Here is an 18265-nt window from a genome sequence, read left to right on the forward strand (position 1 = left end):
GCGCGGCTTGCTTTGATCATGCAGAAATTGTGGAGTGTCGTTTCTCTGAGCTTGATAGGTGCGGTACCCACGCGCGCTGAGATGATTTGTGCGGACGCACCGTATCTGGCCCCGGATAAGGCCTCAGAGAGTGTACCTGCCGCCGTCTACACCAAGATCGCCGACGTGCTGGTGCGATTCCCGTCCTTGGCGGCGGTAGTGGAGGCCTCGGAACCGGCGTTTTGCCTTTCTGACGCGATGAACAACGCGCATGGGTATTTTGAGCCGGACACGAACCGAATCGTGATCAGCCGGGATCTATCGCGACCGATGCAGGCAGGTGTGCTTTTGCACGAGCTACGGCATCTTTGGCAGTCATGGCATCGGGCGTGCCCGACATCTGCATTGAAGATGAAGGAATACGCGCGCGCGACCTACGCGATCGAGGCCGACGCGAGCGCGATCAGCTTGATGATTGCATGGGAGATGAAAGAGCATGGATCCCCTGATGTTTGGGTCGCTTTGTCGTCCTGGCCGCAGCAGGCTGATATTGCACGGAGCTTTGCGGACGCGATGAAGGAAACCGGTGATGCGGGGCTGGCGACGACGGCTGCTTTTTACCAGTGGTACGCGTCAGAGGCGCGGCGACAGGACTACTACGAGTCTGCTTGCAGCGATTATCTGGACAGGCAGGACGAGGGTCACCTGATACCGCGCTACCAGATGATCCAGGATGACTTTTACGAGGCCTTGTGCCGGTTGCCGGATGGACGGGCCTACACCTGTGGCGATCCGCGACAGGACTGAGGCATGCTGCGCCCACGGCCCTGAGGCCGTGGAGCGGGCCCTTCAAGGTCCGTCCGTGGCGTCCAGCCGGGGCCGTGGTCAGTAGCGGCGCGTGTAGGTGAAGTGTACTACCTCGTCGGTCTTGGTGTCGGTGATGGCGAAGGTCACGTCGGAGCGATCCTGGAAATCGTAGCGCGCGGCGAGCCCGTAGGCGGACGTCGTGCTGTCGCGCGTGACCTCGCCGAACCCCGAAAGCGTCAGGTCGCGCCAGACGGTGTAGTTCACGTCGAAGGCCACCGCATCGGGGCGCTGGTTGGCGTCGGGGTGCAAAAAGGCGGCGCCGATGTCGAGCCGCCCCTGCTGCCAGCGGGCGCCGATCTTGGCATTGATGCCGTCGAAATCATCCTTGGGGTCCCAGACGCCCTCGATCGCGGCGGCGAGAGTTACGGCCTGTGCCTGCCACCGGGCGGAGGCGGAAGCGGAGCGAAAGTTGCCGTCGCTGGCATCGAGCAGCGAGACGGCCCACGCCGTGTCGCCCGTGGTGTCGCCATAGGAGACGCCGACCGGCACGGAGTTGAAGCGCAACGCCTCGGTCGTGGCGCGGGCGCGGGTGTATTCGGTGCGGGTCTCGGCGATGGAAGCGGCGGTGAAGTCGAAGGGCGAGATCAGCACCTTGTCATAGGCGGGCTTCACCACGCCCAAGCGGAACCGGTCGTCATAGACGAAGGCGGCGTAGGTCTCGTGCGGGCGGTCGCCCTTGTAGTAGTAGCCGAAGGTGCCAAATTCGAACGCGACGGGGCTGTCGGCGATGTCGAACAGCGTAAAGGTCAGCATCGCGTCGATCCGCGACATGAACGCGTTGTCCTGGATGCTGTTGGCGCCCACCGAGATGTCGCCGGAAAAGTCGAACCAGTCGGCTGCGGCGGGGTCGGGGCGCAGGCCGGCGGCGCAGAGCGCCAGCGCGGCAAGGCTGGGAATGGGACGGGTCGATATGCGTTTCATGACCGAAGCAACGTGGCACGGGTTGGAAAGTTGCACGAGCAATGACCGACGGTGTCGATGTGATTTTTCGGCCACAGCGGAGTGTCGGTAACACTCTGCTTTAACGGGAGAAACCCGGTTCAGCGCAGCGAGCGGCCCTTTAGGATGGCGTCGGCGCCGAAGCGGGCGCGGATCTCATCCGTGGCGCGTTCGGCGCGGCCGCGCTGGCGGGCCTGCGGGTCCAGAAGGTCGCCGGAGGCCTCGGCGGCGGTCTCGGGTACGAGGTCCGACAGGCCCACGCCCAGTAGGCGATAGGGCTTGGTGTGATCGACCTGATCGAAAAGCGCGCGGGCGGTGCGGTAGAGCGTGTCGGCCAGCTGCGCCGGGTCGCGCAGCGAGACGCGGCGGGTCAGGAGTGAGTGGTCGGACCGCTTGAGTTTCAACGTCACGACGCGGCCCGCCAGATGCTTGGCCTTGGCGCGGTCGGCGACCTTTTCGGCCATGCGCCAGAGGTGGCCGTCGAGGATATCGGCGCTGGCGGTGTCCTCGCGGAAGGTGGTCTCGTTCGAGATCGACTTCATCGGGCTGTGGGCCGAGACGCGGCGGTGATCCTGCCCGCGGGCAAGGTGCCAGAGCCGCTCGCCCATGGAGCCGAAGCGCGCCACGAGGTCGGTTTTCTCCCAGCGCAGGAGGTCGGCGAAGGTGCGGATGCCCGCCGCATCTAGCGAGCTGCGCGCGGCCTGCCCGACGCCCCAGATCAGGCTGACGGGTTGATCGTGCAGGAAATCTGCCGTCTCAGCCTGGCCGATGATGGAAAAGCCGCGCGGCTTGTCGAGGTCCGAGGCGATCTTCGCGAGGAACTTGTTGTGCGACAGGCCGATGGAGCCGGTGAGGCCCAGTTCGGTGCGCATCCGCTTGGTCAGGCGGGCCAGCATGACGGCGGGGGACGCGCCGTGCAGGCGGGCCGTGCCTGTAAGATCGAGAAACGCCTCGTCCAGTGACAGGGGTTCGATATCGGGGGTCAGATCCTCCATCATGCGGCGGATCTGGCGCGAGACCTCGGCGTAGAGTTCCATCCTTGGCTTGATGATGACAGCGTCGGGGCAGAGTTTCAGCGCCTGGAACATGGGCATGGCCGAGCGCACGCCGCGGATGCGGGCCACATAGCAGGCGGTGGAGACGACGCCGCGCCGGCCGCCGCCGATGATGACGGGCTTGTGCGCCAGATCGGGGTTGTCGCGTTTCTCGACTGAGGCGTAGAACGCGTCGCAATCCATGTGCGCGATGCTGAGGTCGTGCAGTTCGGGATGCGACAGCACCCGCGGGCTGCGGCAGGCGGGGCAGCGCGCGCCGGTGTCGAATTCTGTCAGGCAGTCGCGGCAGAGGGCGGGCATGGGCGGGGCTGTGTTCGGGGTTGCGATGCGGTTATTGTAGGGGCGCGGCGCGTGAGGGAAAAGACGGTATGAGCGAACAGAGGTTCGAGGGTACGAAGCTGGCGCTGTTTCTGGGCGCACGGCTGGCCGTGATCGAGCGAGACCAAGCGGCGGATATTCCCTGGCCCGGGTTCCTCGACCTGCCGGGAGGCGGGCGCGAAGGCGCGGAAAGTGCCGAGGCGTGCGTGCTGCGCGAAACGCACGAGGAGTTGGGGCTGGTGCTGGACCCCGGCGTGCTGGGCTGGCGGCGATTCTATGCGGGGCCGACGCGGATGTGGTTCTTCGTGGCGCATTGCGAGGCGGCACTGGCCGACGAGGTTGTTTTTGGCGACGAGGGGCGGCGCTGGTGCCTGATGCCGCCCGAGGATTACGTGGCGCATGACAAGGCCGTGCCGCATTTCGCCGAGCGGGTGGCGGCTTACCTGGCGCGGTAGCGGGGAGCCATGGTGGGTTTCACCCACCTGACGTCAGGCGATGTCGTTGAGGATGGCTTGCGTGGCGGCGCGCGGGTCGTCGGCGGCCCAGATGGGGCGGCCGACGACGATGTGATCGGCACCGTCCGATAGGGCCTGTGCCGGGGTGGCGACACGTTTCTGGTCGCCCAGTGCCGCGCCGGCGGGCCGCACGCCGGGGGTGACGATCAGCTTGCCCGCGGCCTCGGGCAGAGCGCGGATCATCGCGGCCTCCTGCGGCGAGGCGATAACGCCGTCGGCCCCGGCCTCGAGCGCGCGGGCCGCGCGGGTGGCGACGATGTCGGGGATCTCGCCGGGGGCGATCAGCGACGCATCCAGATCTTCGCGGTCGAGCGAGGTCAGCACGGTGACGGCGAGGATCTTCATCGGCTTGCCCGCCGCCCCTTCGCGGGCGGCGCGGACCACGTGGGGATCGCCATGCACCGTCAGAAAGTCGAGATCGAACTGCGCCAGCCCGCGCACCGCGTTTTCCACAGTGGCGCCGATATCGAAGAGCTTCATGTCGAGGAAGATACGCTTGCCATGATCCTGCTTGAGCTCATTGGCGAGGGCGAGGCCGCCGCCGGTCAGCATTCCGAGCCCGATCTTGTAGAACGACACCGCGTCGCCCAGACGCGTGGCCAGGTTCAGGCCGTCGAGCGCGTTGGGCAGGTCGATTGCCACGATCAGGCGGTCATCGGCAGGCCGGTTTGGTCGAAGTTGGACGGGGTCTGGCATAGTCGCAACCTTTCGCGTCGGGTCGCGCCCTTGTTGCGGCCTGACGCGGTGGCGTCAAGCCTGTTCGGCAGCCACCGGCCAAGCCGAATCCTCGACCACGATCGCCTGTGGAGCGTTGCGATATTCGGGCATCCGGCGCAGTTGGCGCAATGCATCCTGAACCAGCGCACGGGTAACGATCGCGTTTTCGGTTAAGCCGCCCAACATCGTGGCAGGCATGGCCGACGCGCGCAGACTGAGCGAGGCTGTGTCGCCATGCAGCAATACGGTAGCGACATGCGCGCCCGAATGCGGTGAAACAGCGACGTTTTCTAAGGAAATACGTTCGATTTTCATAACACACCCCACTTTGCACTCGCAGAAAGTGTGCATCAATCGAACGCGATTTGCGAGGGGGAAATGGTTAATTGGCGTCCCCCCGCAAAGTTTTGCCTGTTATTCAGGCAGCAGCGGCTGAGCCTTGCGCAGCCTCGGGCAGCGCGGAGCGCAGATCATGCGCCTTTTGTGTGTGACGCAGGCTGGCCTTTTGCGTCAGGCCGCGGGCGATCAGCGCGTATTCCGCGTTGAGCGGGGCCTTGAGGTGAACGGGGTAACGAAAGATGTGACCGGAGTCGTGGATACGTACGGCCGCCTCGAACGCTTCAAGTTCGGGATTGTAGCGGATGGCGTCGAATTCAAGCTTCTCGATCTGCATGGGTCTGCTCCTGTTTTACGAGTTAACCAGACGACTTAGCCTGTGGATAACTATGTGGATAACGTTGGGTCGGCCGAAAAAGTTGCAAGGTTCACAAAATTTTTGAGCGGATTTCCGCACATGTGGTGGTTTGGCCTTGAGATCAATCAACATCTGGTCGCGGTTTTCGCGATGCGAACAATTTGCAGCTCCTCTTGAAGCTCACGGTCGTGTTACCCATTTAGAGGTCTGAGGTTCCCGAAGCCGCACGCCTAATGCTGGGTGCGCCACCGGGATAACGCTTGTGAGAAGGAGAGACGGGATGGACTTGTCGAAGTTCACCGAGCGGTCGCGCGGATTCATTCAAGCCGCGCAGACGATCGCGATCCGGGAGAGCCACCAGAAACTGGCGCCCGAACATGTATTGAAAGCACTGATGGACGACCCCGAGGGGATGGCCAGCAACCTGATCAAGCGGGCGGGTGGTGAGCCGGCGCGCGTGGTGCAGGCGCTGGACCTGAGCCTTGGCAAGATCCCGAAGGTCAGTGGCGATGCAGGCCAGACCTATATGGACGGTCAGACCGTGAAGCTGTTGGACGAGGCCGGAAAGCTGGCCAAGAAGGCGGGCGACAGTTTCGTGCCGGTGGAGCGCCTGCTGACTGCGCTGGCGATGGTGAAAAGCCCCGCCAAGGATGCGCTGGAGCAAGGCGGGCTGAGTGCGCAGGCCCTGAACGAGGCGATCAACGACATTCGCAAGGGGCGGACGGCGGATTCGGCCAGTGCCGAGGACAGTTATGAGGCGCTGGAGAAGTACGCCACCGACCTGACACAGCGGGCTGAGGATGGCAAGATCGACCCCATCATCGGCCGCGATGACGAGATACGGCGCGCCATGCAGGTGCTGAGCCGCCGGACCAAGAACAACCCGGTCCTGATCGGGGAGCCGGGCGTGGGTAAAACCGCGATTGCCGAGGGGCTGGCCCTGCGGATCGTCAACGGCGACGTGCCCGAAAGCCTGCAGAACAAGAAGCTGCTGGCGCTGGACATGGGTGCGCTGATCGCCGGGGCGAAATATCGTGGCGAGTTCGAGGAACGGCTGAAGGCCGTGCTGAACGAGGTCACGGATGCGGCCGGGGAAATCATCCTGTTTATCGACGAGATGCACACGCTGGTCGGTGCGGGCAAGGCGGATGGCGCGATGGACGCGGCCAACCTGATCAAGCCGGCACTGGCGCGGGGTGAATTGCACTGTGTCGGGGCGACGACGTTGGACGAGTACCGCAAACACGTGGAAAAGGACGCCGCACTGGCCCGCCGGTTCCAGCCGCTTGTGGTCGAAGAGCCGACGGTCGAGGACACGATCAGCATCCTGCGCGGCATCAAGGAGAAGTACGAGCTGCACCACGGCGTGCGGATTTCGGACTCTGCGCTGGTGTCGGCGGCGACGCTGAGCCATCGGTATATCACCGACCGCTTCCTGCCGGACAAGGCGATCGACCTTGTGGACGAGGCCGCGAGCCGGTTGCGCATGGAAGTGGACAGCAAGCCCGAGGAACTGGACGCGCTGGACCGCGAGATCCTGCAAAAGCAGATCGAGGCCGAAGCCCTCAAGAAAGAGGACGACGCCGCCAGCAAGGACCGGTTGGAGAAGCTGGAAAAAGAGCTGGCCGACATGCAGGAGAAATCCGGGCAGATGACCGCGAAATGGCAGGCCGAGCGTGACAAGCTGGCCGGCGCACGCGACATCAAGGAACAGCTGGATCGCGCGCGGATCGAGCTGGACCATGCCAAGCGCGAGGGCAACTTGGCGAAGGCCGGGGAGCTGAGCTATGGCGTCATTCCGCAGCTGGAAAAGCAGCTGGCCGAGGCCGAGAAGGCCGAGGAAGACGGCGATGTCATGGTCGAGGAGGCCGTGCGGCCCGAGCAGATCGCCCAGGTGGTCGAACGCTGGACGGGTATTCCGACCGCAAAGATGCTGGAAGGCGAGCGCGAGAAGCTTCTGGGCATGGAAGACAACCTGCACCGCCGGGTGATCGGCCAGGATGCCGCCGTGAAGGCGGTGGCCAATGCCGTGCGCCGGGCGCGCGCCGGGCTTAACGACGAGAACCGTCCCTTGGGCAGCTTCCTGTTCCTGGGGCCGACCGGCGTGGGCAAGACCGAGCTGACCAAGGCGGTGGCCGAGTTCCTGTTCGACGACGACAGCGCGATGGTGCGGATCGACATGAGCGAGTTCATGGAGAAGCACTCGGTCGCCCGTCTGATCGGGGCGCCTCCGGGCTATGTCGGGTATGACGAGGGCGGTGTGCTGACCGAAGCCGTCCGCCGGCGGCCCTACCAGGTGGTCCTGTTCGACGAGGTCGAGAAGGCGCATCCGGAGGTATTCAATGTGCTGTTGCAGGTTCTGGACGATGGTGTGCTGACCGATGGCCAGGGCCGGACGGTGGATTTCAAGCAGACGATCATCATCCTGACGTCAAACCTTGGGTCCCAGGCGCTGAGCCAGTTGCCGGAAGGGTCCGATGCGGCGGCGGCCAAGCGCGACGTGATGGATGCGGTCCGGTCGCATTTCCGGCCCGAGTTCCTGAACCGGCTGGACGAGATCGTCGTCTTCGACCGTCTGAACCGCGACCAGATGGACGGGATCGTGGATATCCAGATGGCCCGCCTGCTCAAGCGGCTGGCCGGGCGGAAGATCACGCTGGAACTGGACGATGAGGCGCGCAAGTGGCTGGCCGACGAGGGCTATGACCCTGTCTATGGCGCGAGGCCGCTGAAGCGTGTGATCCAGAAGGCGTTGCAGGACCCGCTGGCCGAAGGCTTGCTGGCAGGGGATATCCTGGACGGCACCACAGTGCCGGTAAGCGCCGGGGCGGACGGGTTGATCATAGGCGAGCGCGTCGGGTCGACCAACCGCGAGCGGCCGGACGATGCCGTGGTGCATTGAGCGGCTTGAACACGTGACGATGCCCCCCCCCGCCGGAGAGATCCGGCGGGGGTTTTCGTATGTACGGGCGGCTGAGGGTCGGCTTGCGAAGGTGGGGCGGAAACCCACCGAGGTCCCGGATCAAGTCCGGGACGGGCTAGAAACGTATCCTCGGACGGGCCGGCCCCCGAACGCAGGTTCAATTGGGGGCCAGCCCCCAAGCCCCCGGGATATTTGCGGCCAGAGGAAGACAGGGCGGAGCGCGGAAAGGCCGCGGTGTTGCGGAAATGGCCTTTGCGCGGACAAATTGAGACGAGTGTTGCGCGGATTCGCGGGCCGCGCGTATAGTGTCGCCAAAAGCGAAACGGCGCCGGTTCACCGTGCGGCAACCATATCAGTCATAAGATCGGGCCATGGCCGAGCAGGATAGTTCAGCAGACGACACGCCAGCGTTGCCCCGCTGGTTCGACGAGCTTCGACCCGGGGGCGAGGGCGAGGGTTTCATGGAGCGGCATCTGCGGCATTCGCTGATGTTCGTGCGGCGGCCGGTAAACCGCCTTTTGGTGACGTTCGACAACCTGAGCAACGTCAACAATACCTCGCCGGACCGCGAACCCTGGGCGTGCAAATTCGCGCGCGATACCAATGTGTCGCACCTTGGCGTGATGGCGCATGTGGCCGACTGGTACCGCGATGCCGAACTGATCGCGCGGTTCGAGAAGCTGCGGGACGACGGGTTCTTTGACGGCTATGATCGGGTGGTGTTCGCGGGCGTGTCGATGGGCGGGTATGCCGCCATCGCCTTCGGCTCGCTCGTGCCCGGGGCGCATGTGATGTCGGTGAACCCGCAGAGCACGCTGGATACACGGCTGGTGCCGTGGGAGACTCGGTACGAGGGCGGGCGGCGGCAGGACTGGACGCTGCCCTTGTCGGATGCGGCGTCGCTGACCGCCGGGCTGGGGCGGGTGAATATCTTCTACGACCCCTATCATGCGCTGGACAAGCAGCATGTAGAGCGGTTCGAGGGCGATAATATCCGGGTCTTCAACTGTCGCTATTCGGTGCACAAGACCGCCGTTTTCCTGCGCAAGATCGACGCGCTGAAGCCGGTGATGCATGCTGTACTGTTCGACGAACTGGAGGAGGCGGAGTTCTATCGGCTGTACCGCGGGCGCCGGAACCTGCCGTGGTTCAAGGGGTCGGTGGCCGCGTATTTCAAGGAAAAGGGCCGCGACGAGCTGGCCGACCGCTTCGCCATGGCCTTTCGCAAGCGGCTGAGGGCCAAGGCCCGGCGCGAGGCGCGGGCGGACGAGACGCAAAAGCCCGATGCGCCGAATCCGGACGTGGCACCGGCGGAGGCCAAGACAAAGGTCAAGCCAGAGACACGGGCCGAGGCCGAAACACAAGCCAAGCCAGAGACACAGAGCGTCGGCGTGAAGGTCATTCCGTCGCCGCCCAACCTGGGCCCGCGCAGGAACGACCGGTGCGGGATCGTGACGACGATGAAGAACGAAGGCCCGTTCATGCTGGAATGGGTGGCCTATCACCGCGCCATCGGTTTCACCGATTTCCTGATCTACACCAACGATTGCGACGATGGCACCAACCGGATCGGGATGCGGCTGGAAGAAATGGGGCTGGCCAAGCATGTCGACAACAAGATCAAGAAAGGCGGCAGCCCGCAGCGCAGCGCTCTGCGCAAGACCCTGAAGGAAGACTTCTACAAGGAGTGCGACTGGGTCATCTGCGCCGATTGCGACGAGTTTCTGAACGTGCGCGTGGGCGACCGGCGCCTGCCGGATCTGTTCGAGGCGACGGGCGAGGCGGATGCGATCTCGCTGTGCTGGAAGATCTTCGGCCGGGGCGACAAGGTGGCCTATGAGGACAAGCTGGTGACCGAGCAGTTCACCTGGTCCGCGCCCGAGGAGTACCGCGACAAGTACCGGGCGCTGGGCCTGAAGACCATGTTCCGCCCGGGACGCGGGGCCACCCGGTTCGGCGTGCACCGGCCCAAGTTCGATGACGGGCGGCCGGCGGAATTCATCTGGAAGGACGGCGGCGGCCAACTGATGCCGGAGGCGTACTACACCACCGGATGGTCGGCCTATGGCGGTTTCAGCCACGCGTTCGCGCGCCTGCATCATTACTCGGTCCGCTCGATCGACAGTTTCCTGGTCAAGCGGGACCGGGGCCGGACCAACCATGTGGATCGCGACCAGGGCGTGGCCTATTGGGCCGACATGAACCTGAGCATCGTCGAGGACAAGTCGCTGTTGCCGACGGTGGATCGCACGCGCGCGGAGTTCGACCGGCTGTTGCAGGACGACAAGCTGGCGCTGTTGCACGCCGAGGCCTGCGCCTGGCATCAGGCCAAGATCGCGACGCTGAAATCGAGCGGCGAATGGGCCGCGTTTCACGCGCTGCTAACGCAGATCAACCAGCCGGGGCAGGACCCCAAGGAATGCGTCGCCCTGTTGAAGGAGCACGCCGCGGAATGAGCGAGCCTTATGTCGTTCTGCATGGCGGGTTTCACAAGACCGCCACCAGCCATATCCAGTCGATGCTGGGGCGCAACGCGGGCTATCTGAAAAAACAGGGCGTTCTTTACGTGCATCACCGCGACATGCGCAAGGAACTGACGGTGCCGTGCCAGCTGTATGTCTACGAGCAGCAAGGCATGAATTTCCGCACCAAGTACACCGCGGCGGAGCTGGCCGAAAAGACCGGCGCGTTCTTTGACGGGCTGATCGGACAGAAGGACAGGATCGACCGGGTGATCCTGTCGGACGAGAACCTGGCCGGGCATTGCGGGCATTGCGTGAAGCGCGGGCTGTTGTACCTGTGGCGCGACGAGCTGGTCGGGGCGATTGCCGGACAGATCCCGTGGACGGTGCGCGAGGTGCATCTGGGCCTGCGAAACTATGCGGATTTCTTCGCGTCGGCTTATGTGGAGTATCTGCGCTCGGTGACCTCGAAGAATTTCATCGACGAGACGGTGATGCGCAAGCGGGTGCTGGAGCACATGCCGAACTGGATGAAGGTGCTGAAGGTCATGCGCAACAGCTTTCCCGAGGCGAAGATCTTCGTCTGGCGCTATGAGGATTTCCGACAACTGGACGAGCGGGTGCTGTCCAACCTCTGTGGCCCGTCGGTGGACCTGTCCAAGCTGAAGCAGCCCAAGGACAAGAACAAGCGCCCGACCGCGAGCGGACGGGCGGTGTCGGAACTGTTGCAGATGATTCACCGTGACGGCGCGGAGGCGGCGCTGGAACAACGGGTCGCCTTGCAGGACAAGTATCCACGCGGCCCGGACCATGGCGGCTACGATCCGTGGACGGCGCATGAGCGCGCGCATCTGAAGCGGATGTATGATCAAGACATCGACGATATCCGGGCCAACCCCGACATCACCTTGCTGGAGCTGGAGCATGTCGCGAACCATTAGAACAACAGGCCCGCAAGAGGCCGGACGACGAGGAAGCAGATGAAGCAGGACTTCGAGATCGGGATGCTTTGGGTCGAGGGACCGCTGAGCTATGTGGAGGTGCTGTGCGCGCAGTCCTTCCTGGATGCGGGCCATCCTGTGAAGCTGTATCACTACAAGGACGTGCAGAACGTGCCCGACGGGGTCGAGCTGATCCACGGCGACACCGTTTTGCAGATCGACCGGTTCATTCAGCACGGTCGCACCGGCAGCTTTGCGCTGTTTTCGGACGTGTTCCGCTATCACCTGCTGAAGCAGAACGACCGAATGATCTGGGCCGACCTGGATGCCTATTGCGTGAAGCCGTTCGAGAGCGAGACGGGGCATTTCTTTGGCTGGGAGTCGAAGCATCATATCAACGGCGGCGTGTTGGGCCTGCCGCCGGACAGCGAGGCGCTGGGCCAGCTGCTGGAAATGAGCGAGGACGAGTACGGCATCCCGGAATGGTATCCGGATGCCGAGAAGGACAAGCTGCAACAGCAGAAGGACGAGGGCGCGCCAGTTCACGTCAGCGAGATGAAATGGGGGGTCTGGGGGCCGCAGGCGGTGACCCATTACCTGCACAAGACGGGCGAGTCCAAATACGCTCAACCCATCGAAGGGCTGTACCCGGTCGGCTTTCGCGAGCGGCGGCTGCTGATGCGCGGCTGGGCGAAGGACAAGGTCGAGGCGATGATCACCGACCGGACCTACTCGGTGCATTTCTACGGCCGTCGGGTGCGCGAGTTTTTGTCGAAACAGGGCGGGATGCCCGAAGAGGGCAGTTGGATGGAGCACATATTGAACAAGCATAACATAGATTGCGAGGCCGCACCTGTGCTGTCGCGCGAGGAAAAGGCGGAGAAGAAGCAGGCCGAACTGGCCGCGAGCGTGTCGACCGCGCCGCGCCTGGCCACGGGCAAGGGCGGTGAGAACCTGACCGATCTGGCCGACAGGTACGGGTCTGACAAGGGATCGACGAAGCACCGGTATACCGAGCTGTACCACATGCTGTTTCACCCCTACCGCCAGCGCAAGATCACATTCCTAGAGATGGGTCTGCTGATCGGCGGGCCGGAGCATGGCAACCACCCGGACCGCGAGACCAATGACTGTCCGTCGATCCGGATGTGGCTGGAATACTTTCCGAAGGCCGAAATTCACGGGCTGGACGTGTCGGACTTTTCCTGGTTCGAGCATGAGCGGTTCACCTTTCACCGCTGCGACATGGACAAGCGCGAGAACATCGCGGACGCGATGGAGGATATGGGCGTCGCCCCGACCATCGCGATCGACGATGCAAGCCACGCCAGCCATCACCAGCAGAACGCGTTTCTTGAAGTGTTCCCGCGGCTGGAATCGGGCGGGCTTTACGTGATCGAGGATTTGCGCTGGCAGCCCGACACCTATGAGCAGCCCGGCATCACCAAGACCGCCGCGCTGTTTCGCAGCTGGCTGGACGACCGCACGTTCCAGCATTCCGATCCGGCGGTCGCGGCGGAATTCAACAAGCTGAGCGAAGACATTTCCGGCTGCATCGTGGAGCCGGTGCGATATCAGAAGAAGCGAAAGGACCAGGTGGTCGTGATCCACAAGAAATAGATCAGATCCGGAGGCTCATAACAAAAACACCGCCCCCGGACCAAACAGCAGAGCAGGCCGCGCAACGACGCGGCGGAAAGTGAGGCAGTATGAAACGCAGGGTCTGCACCGCGGAAGTGGTGTGCAACAAGAATGGCTGGGATTTTTCCGAGGCGTTCCCTTTTCAGTTCAGGGTGTCGAAGGCGCGCACCGCTCCGTGCGAGCAATGGATGCACTTCAAGCTGGGCGACTGGCATCTGCATCATTGTCCGCGCCTGCCACGTCACGAACTGGGGTTCGGAAACGGCAAGGTTCTGGGCGTCGTGCTGGGGGTTGCGGTCGATCGCGAGGGGCGGTCGCTGAACGGGCGCATGTCGCTGGAGGGCAAAGGCTCGCTTGCCGCGCTGGAGGATTACATCGAGGGGTTGGCCGGGCGGTTTGTCGTGCTGGTCGCCGCCTATGGTGCGACGCGGATCTATTTCGACGCCACGGCCGGATTGAGCGCGGTCTATTCCAAAAAGGACCGCGCGGTGGCGTCGAGCGTTCATGTGGCGATCAACCGCGAGGCCGAGCCCGAGACGGGCATCACCAGCCGCGCGGTTCTGGCGCGCGAGGGGCAGTACCTGTTGGGCGAAACTTACGACAGGCATTGCCGGCGGGTCTATGCCAATCACTATCTTGATCTGAAGACGTTCGATATGCACCGGCACTGGCTGGGCGCCGAAGACGATTTCGCGGCTGTGGGCGAGGACCGCAACGGCGTGGCCGCCGAGATCGCCGCGCGGCTGCAACAGGTCATGGTCACGCTGGCGGCCAGCCATTCCACAGCATTGCCGCTGTCGGCGGGCACGGATTCACGCCTGCTTTTGGCTGCGGCGGCGCCGGTGCTTGACCGGATCGAGCGGTTTTACATGCACGACATCTACAAGGTCACGCGGTTCGACCGTGAGGGCGCGCAGTTGCTGGCGCGCGAGATGGGCGTCACGCTGGAGGTGATCGACCGCGAGGACCCGGAGTTCGAGAGCTTCATGACGCCGGACGAGGTTGCGGAGTTGCGGGTGAAGATGGCGTTTCGCACCGGTCTTTCGTTTGATGGCATCGACGAGGTGACCGTGCGGGCGGTGTCGCGTGCGCCGGAAACGACGCTGGTTCTGCGCGGCAACGGGGCCGAGATGACTCGGGCGAACAAGTGGACGCGGGCGATGGCGGCACAGGGCTGTACGCTGGATGATGCGCTGGCGGCGCTCTTGAACATGCGGGCCGAGCATTTGCCGGACCGGGTTGCGCCAGACCGCCTGGAAAGTCTGCGGGCACGGTATGCCGCGTGGCATGACGGGTTGCCGGAGCCTGCGCGGGCGCGGATGCCGGACGTCGCCCATGCCGAGCTGTTCATGCCGGCGGCGCCCAACAACGTCTATTACGCGTTCGAGCGGAACTTCTATATCAATCCGTTCAACGACCGGCGGCTGATGTTTCTGACGGCGGCGTTCAATCCTCTGGCCCGCAAGCGCAACAAGCTGGTGGGCAAGTTGATCCACAATACGACGCCGCAGTTGAATGGCTTGCCCTACGCGGCGGAACTCAAGCAGGCGCACCGGCGCGCGGCATGATGCCGATGGTGCAGGCCGGGACGCGCGCCCCGGCCTGCGATGGCAAAGTTACTCGGGCATGATCACGCCGTCGATTACGTGGATAACGCCGTTCGAGGCCTCGATGTCGGCAGTGACGACGTTGGCCTCGTTGACGGTCACGCCGCCCTCGGTACCGATGGTCACTTCGGAGCCCTGTACGGTCTCGGCGGCCATGCCGTCGCTCAGGTCACCGGACATTACCTTGCCGGGCACGACATGGTAGGTAAGGATGCTGGTCAGCTGATCCTTGTTTTCCGGCATCAGCAGAGTGTCCACAGTGCCTTCGGGCAGGGCCGCAAAGGCCTCGTCCGTGGGGGCGAAGACGGTGAAGGGGCCATCGCCTTTCAGCGTTTCGACCAGCCCGGCCGCCTCGGCCGCGGCGAGCAGGGTGGAAAAGTCGCCGGCTTCGGCGGCGGTGTCGACAATGTCCTTGCCGGATCCGGCAAAGGCGGTGCTAGCGCCCCCGAGGATGGTAGCGGCGGTCAGGGCAAGATAAGTTCTGCGAAGCATTGTTGGTCTCCCTCATAAGGTGTCTTCGGTACGAGTGTTGGGCGACGCCTGTTTTGCGCATCGTGCCCTTGCTACGTGGGTCGAGGCCGTTCGGTTCAGCGGGGATTCCCGCCGGTGCCATTTGACGAAATAGGATTGCCGCCTAAGCCGGCGCGTTCTGCGAATTCCACTGAAAAATTCGTGAACCGGCGTGAGCATCCGGGCGTTCCGGCGCGGGTTTAACGCTTGAGGCAGGCAAGGTCTGTGGCATAAGGGAGCCACGCATTTTCCGAAGGGGCGGTGATGGACCTGGTTTTCGAGATCCTCGGCTTTCTGGCGCTGGCCCTGGTGCTGGCGATCGGGGTCGTCATCGCGCTGGCGCTGACCTTTTTCGTCATAGACAAGACCCAGACGGGCGATGCGATCCGCCGTAATTACCCGGTGATCGGGCGGTTTCGGGGGCTGTTCACAACGCTGGGCGAGTTTTTCCGTCAGTATTTCTTTGCCATGGACCGCGAGGAAATGCCGTTCAACCGCGCGCAGCGCGACTGGGTCGGTCATGCGGCGAAAGGCAAGGGCAACACCATCGCCTTCGGCTCGACGCGAAACCTGAACGTGGCGGGCACGCCGATTTTCGTGCCGGCGGCCTTTCCGCCGCTGGATGACCAGTTCTCGGTGACCGAGCCGATGCAGATCGGACCCTATTGCCGGACGCCTTACATGGCGCGGTCGATCTTCAACATCTCGGGGATGAGCTATGGTGCCATCTCGCGCCCCGCCGTCGAGGCGCTGAGCCGGGGCGCGGCGGAGGCGGGCATCTGGCTGAACACCGGGGAAGGCGGCCTGAGCCCCTATCACCTGTCGGGCGGGTGCGACGTGGTTTACCAGATCGGGACGGCGAAATACGGGGTGCGGACGCCGGACGGTGCACTGGACGACGACAAGCTGCGCAAGATGGGCGAGACCGAGCAGGTCAGGATGTTCGAGTTGAAGCTGGCGCAGGGCGCGAAGCCCGGCAAGGGCGGCATCCTGCCCGGTGCCAAGGTCGGGCCGGAGATCGCAGAGATCCGCGGGATTGCGGTGGGGCAGGACAGTATTTCGCCCAACCGGCACCGGGAGGTGAACAATTACGGCGAGCTTTTGGATTTCATCGGCCATACCCGCGAGGTCACGGGCAAGCCCGTCGGCTTCAAGACCGTGGTGGGGTCGAGCGAGGCGTGGGACGAGATGTTCGAGCTGATCGTCGAGCGTGGGCCTGAAAGCGCGCCGGATTTCATCACCATCGACGGGGGTGAGGGCGGCACGGGCGCGGCGCCGATGCCGCTGATGGACTTGGTGGGGATGCCCATTCGCGAGGCGCTGACCCGGATGGTGGATTTGCGCGACCGGCACGGGCTGAAGAGCCGCATCCGGATCATCGCGGCGGGCAAGCTGGTCAATCCCGGCGACGTGGCCTGGGCGATCTGCGCGGGCGCGGATTTCGTGACCTCGGCGCGAGGGTTCATGTTCTCGCTTGGCTGCATTCAGGCGTTGAAGTGCAACCGCAACACCTGTCCCACCGGGATCACCACCCATGACAAGCATTTGCAAAAAGGGCTGGTGGTCGAGGACAAGTACCTCAAGGTCGCCAATTACGCGCGGCAGGTCATCAAGGAAGTCGAGACCATCGCGCATTCCGTGGGCGTGGCAGAACCGCGGCTGATGCGGCGACGGCATGTACGGATCGTTCAGGCGGACGGTACGTCGATCCCGCTGACCAAGATCCGGCCCAGCGTGGATGCGGCGCAGCATCCGTGAGTGAGAGGTGCTGGATCAGGTCCGGGACGGGCAGTCAAACTGGTTCGCGCGCGCGTGCGCGCGCGAAGTGAATGCCGCCGTCATTGTTACCGCGCTCCAACGTCTTCGTGAGACGGCTTGTTTTGCCGGGCCAGCGCGCTTTCCTTATGTCACGGTAAACAGACATGCCCGCGAGAAGAGGAGAGCCCGCATGGCCCATCGTTGGAAGAACACACTGCGCGACAAGGATGTGACCGACGAGGCCGCGTTCCTGAACCGGCGGCAGTTGATGGCCGGGGCCGCGGCGGGCATGGGGCTGGCCGGTATAGGCGCGGCCCAGGCGCGAGCGCAGGACTTGGAGCCGACCTCTTATGAGGATGTCACCACCTACAACAACTACTACGAGTTCGGCACTGGCAAGGGCGACCCGGTGAAGAATGCGCATATGCTTACGACCGAGCCGTGGAGCGTGACCATTGACGGGCTGGTGGACCGGCCCGGAAGCTATGCCTTCGAGGATATCATGGCCAGGATGACGGTGGAGGAGCGCATCTATCGCTTCCGCTGTGTCGAGGCGTGGTCGATGGTGGTGCCGTGGAACGGGTTCGAGCTGGCCGATCTGCTGGAGATGGCGGGCGTGCAGTCGAACGCCAAGTATGTCGCCTTCGAGACCGCGCTGCGCCCGGACGAGATGCCGGGGGTGAAATACCCGGTGCTGGACTGGCCCTATGTCGAGGGTCTGCGGCTGGACGAGGCGATGCATCCGCTGACGATCATGGCGACGGGGATTTACGGGAAAGAGATCCCGAACCAGAACGGCGCGCCGCTGCGGTTGGTGGTGCCGTGGAAATACGGCTTCAAGTCGATCAAGTCGATCGTGCGGATCACCCTGACCGAGGCCGAACCGCCGACCAGCTGGAACAAGGCGAACGCGCGGGAATACGGGTTCTACAGCAATGTGAACCCCGAGGTGGACCACCCGCGCTGGAGCCAGGCGAGCGAGCGGGTCATCGGATCGGGGCTGTTTGCGCGCCGGCAGGACACGCTGATGTTCAACGGGTATGCTGATGAGGTGGCCAGCCTTTATGCGGGGATGGATCTGAAGGCCAACTTCTGATGCGGTCAGGGCCCGAAAATGACCTGGTGCATGATGCGACCCGGCCAGAGGGTGAAAAGCCCCGCGCCGATCAGCGCGATGGCGAAAAGCTGTTGCATGGTGCGGCGGTGGGCGGTGATCTGTCCGGCCCATGCATAGTAGAGGCCAAGCGGTGCCGAGATCAGGACGATGACCGACAGGATGTGGATCGGGCTGAACGGGCCGATTACTTGCATCGTGTGGATCCACAAGCTGGATGCGGCG

General features: G+C 63.9%; 16 protein-coding genes (1 of these 16 only partly in view). 9 read left to right on the forward strand and 7 right to left on the reverse strand.

The genetic code is table 11. The features are described 5' to 3' along the window. Positions 1–18: 18 nt before the first annotated feature. A complete protein-coding gene (locus FIU86_RS01600) occupies positions 19–786 on the forward strand; it encodes a DUF6782 family putative metallopeptidase (protein WP_152473479.1) in 768 nt (255 codons plus the stop codon). Between the two features lie 78 nt (positions 787–864). Here the strand turns inward: FIU86_RS01600 and FIU86_RS01605 are convergent, their stop codons facing one another. Together FIU86_RS01605 and FIU86_RS01610 are read right to left on the reverse strand one after the other, a co-directional pair. Next, a complete protein-coding gene (locus tag FIU86_RS01605) occupies positions 865–1767 on the reverse strand; it encodes a hypothetical protein (RefSeq protein ID WP_152473480.1) in 903 nt (300 codons plus the stop codon). A gap of 119 nt (positions 1768–1886) precedes the next feature. Next, positions 1887–3140, reverse strand: coding sequence for a DNA polymerase IV (locus FIU86_RS01610; protein ID WP_152473481.1), 1254 nt, complete (start codon positions 3138–3140; stop codon positions 1887–1889). Between the two features lie 68 nt (positions 3141–3208). Here FIU86_RS01610 and FIU86_RS01615 point away from each other — a divergent pair, with 68 nt between their 5' ends. Continuing rightward, the gene (locus FIU86_RS01615; RefSeq protein ID WP_152473482.1) at positions 3209–3613 is read left to right on the forward strand and encodes an NUDIX hydrolase; all 405 of its coding nucleotides are present in this window, start codon (positions 3209–3211) and stop codon (positions 3611–3613) included. A 33-nt stretch (positions 3614–3646) separates the two neighbouring features. Here the strand turns inward: FIU86_RS01615 and pyrF are convergent, their stop codons facing one another. The 3 genes from pyrF to FIU86_RS01630 all read right to left on the reverse strand — a co-directional run bounded on the left by pyrF (position 3647) and on the right by FIU86_RS01630 (position 5063). Further along, positions 3647–4369 (reverse strand): orotidine-5'-phosphate decarboxylase, encoded by a 723-nt coding sequence (pyrF, locus tag FIU86_RS01620; protein ID WP_152473483.1) that lies wholly within the window; start codon positions 4367–4369, stop codon positions 3647–3649. 54 nt (positions 4370–4423) lie between these two features. Next, complete coding sequence (locus FIU86_RS01625; RefSeq protein ID WP_152473484.1) at positions 4424–4705, reverse strand: hypothetical protein; 282 nt, start codon at positions 4703–4705, stop codon at positions 4424–4426. Between the two features lie 103 nt (positions 4706–4808). Further along, the gene (locus FIU86_RS01630; protein WP_152473485.1) at positions 4809–5063 is read right to left on the reverse strand and encodes a hypothetical protein; all 255 of its coding nucleotides are present in this window, start codon (positions 5061–5063) and stop codon (positions 4809–4811) included. Between the two features lie 301 nt (positions 5064–5364). Here FIU86_RS01630 and clpB point away from each other — a divergent pair, with 301 nt between their 5' ends. From clpB to FIU86_RS01660, 5 genes are all read left to right on the forward strand, one after another. After that, complete coding sequence (gene clpB / locus FIU86_RS01635; RefSeq protein WP_152473486.1) at positions 5365–7986, forward strand: ATP-dependent chaperone ClpB; 2622 nt, start codon at positions 5365–5367, stop codon at positions 7984–7986. Between the two features lie 392 nt (positions 7987–8378). Beyond that, positions 8379–10463, forward strand: coding sequence for a glycosyltransferase family 2 protein (locus FIU86_RS01640; RefSeq protein ID WP_152473487.1), 2085 nt, complete (start codon positions 8379–8381; stop codon positions 10461–10463). Continuing rightward, on the forward strand, positions 10460–11410 hold the full coding sequence (locus FIU86_RS01645; protein ID WP_152473488.1) for a hypothetical protein: 951 nt from the start codon (positions 10460–10462) through the stop codon (positions 11408–11410). The genes FIU86_RS01640 and FIU86_RS01645 overlap by 4 nt, the downstream gene beginning before the upstream one ends. 39 nt (positions 11411–11449) lie before the next feature. After that, positions 11450–13030, forward strand: a complete 1581-nt coding sequence (locus tag FIU86_RS22760) for a hypothetical protein (protein ID WP_254703914.1) — start codon at positions 11450–11452, stop codon at positions 13028–13030. 89 nt (positions 13031–13119) lie between these two features. Next, positions 13120–14619: a hypothetical protein gene (locus FIU86_RS01660; protein WP_152473489.1), complete on the forward strand. Its 1500-nt coding sequence runs from the start codon at positions 13120–13122 to the stop codon at positions 14617–14619. A 48-nt stretch (positions 14620–14667) separates the two neighbouring features. Here FIU86_RS01660 and FIU86_RS01665 read toward each other — a convergent pair whose 3' ends face one another. Next, complete coding sequence (locus tag FIU86_RS01665; RefSeq protein WP_152473490.1) at positions 14668–15150, reverse strand: fasciclin domain-containing protein; 483 nt, start codon at positions 15148–15150, stop codon at positions 14668–14670. A 282-nt stretch (positions 15151–15432) separates the two neighbouring features. Here FIU86_RS01665 and FIU86_RS01670 point away from each other — a divergent pair, with 282 nt between their 5' ends. Further along, positions 15433–16926, forward strand: a complete 1494-nt coding sequence (locus tag FIU86_RS01670; RefSeq protein ID WP_152473491.1) for an FMN-binding glutamate synthase family protein — start codon at positions 15433–15435, stop codon at positions 16924–16926. Between the two features lie 190 nt (positions 16927–17116). Beyond that, on the forward strand, positions 17117–18022 hold the full coding sequence (msrP, locus tag FIU86_RS01675; protein ID WP_152473492.1) for a protein-methionine-sulfoxide reductase catalytic subunit MsrP: 906 nt from the start codon (positions 17117–17119) through the stop codon (positions 18020–18022). Positions 18023–18027: 5 nt separating this feature from the next. Here the strand turns inward: msrP and FIU86_RS01680 are convergent, their stop codons facing one another. Continuing rightward, positions 18028–18265: the 3' portion of a DUF2306 domain-containing protein gene (locus tag FIU86_RS01680; protein ID WP_152473493.1), read on the reverse strand. The gene runs 161 nt beyond the window's last position; the window shows 238 of its 399 coding nt (coding positions 162–399); its start codon lies beyond the right edge, outside the window — the gene reads right to left on this strand; its stop codon occupies positions 18028–18030.

This window comes from Roseovarius sp. THAF9 (assembly GCF_009363715.1).
GTDB lineage: Bacteria > Pseudomonadota > Alphaproteobacteria > Rhodobacterales > Rhodobacteraceae > Roseovarius.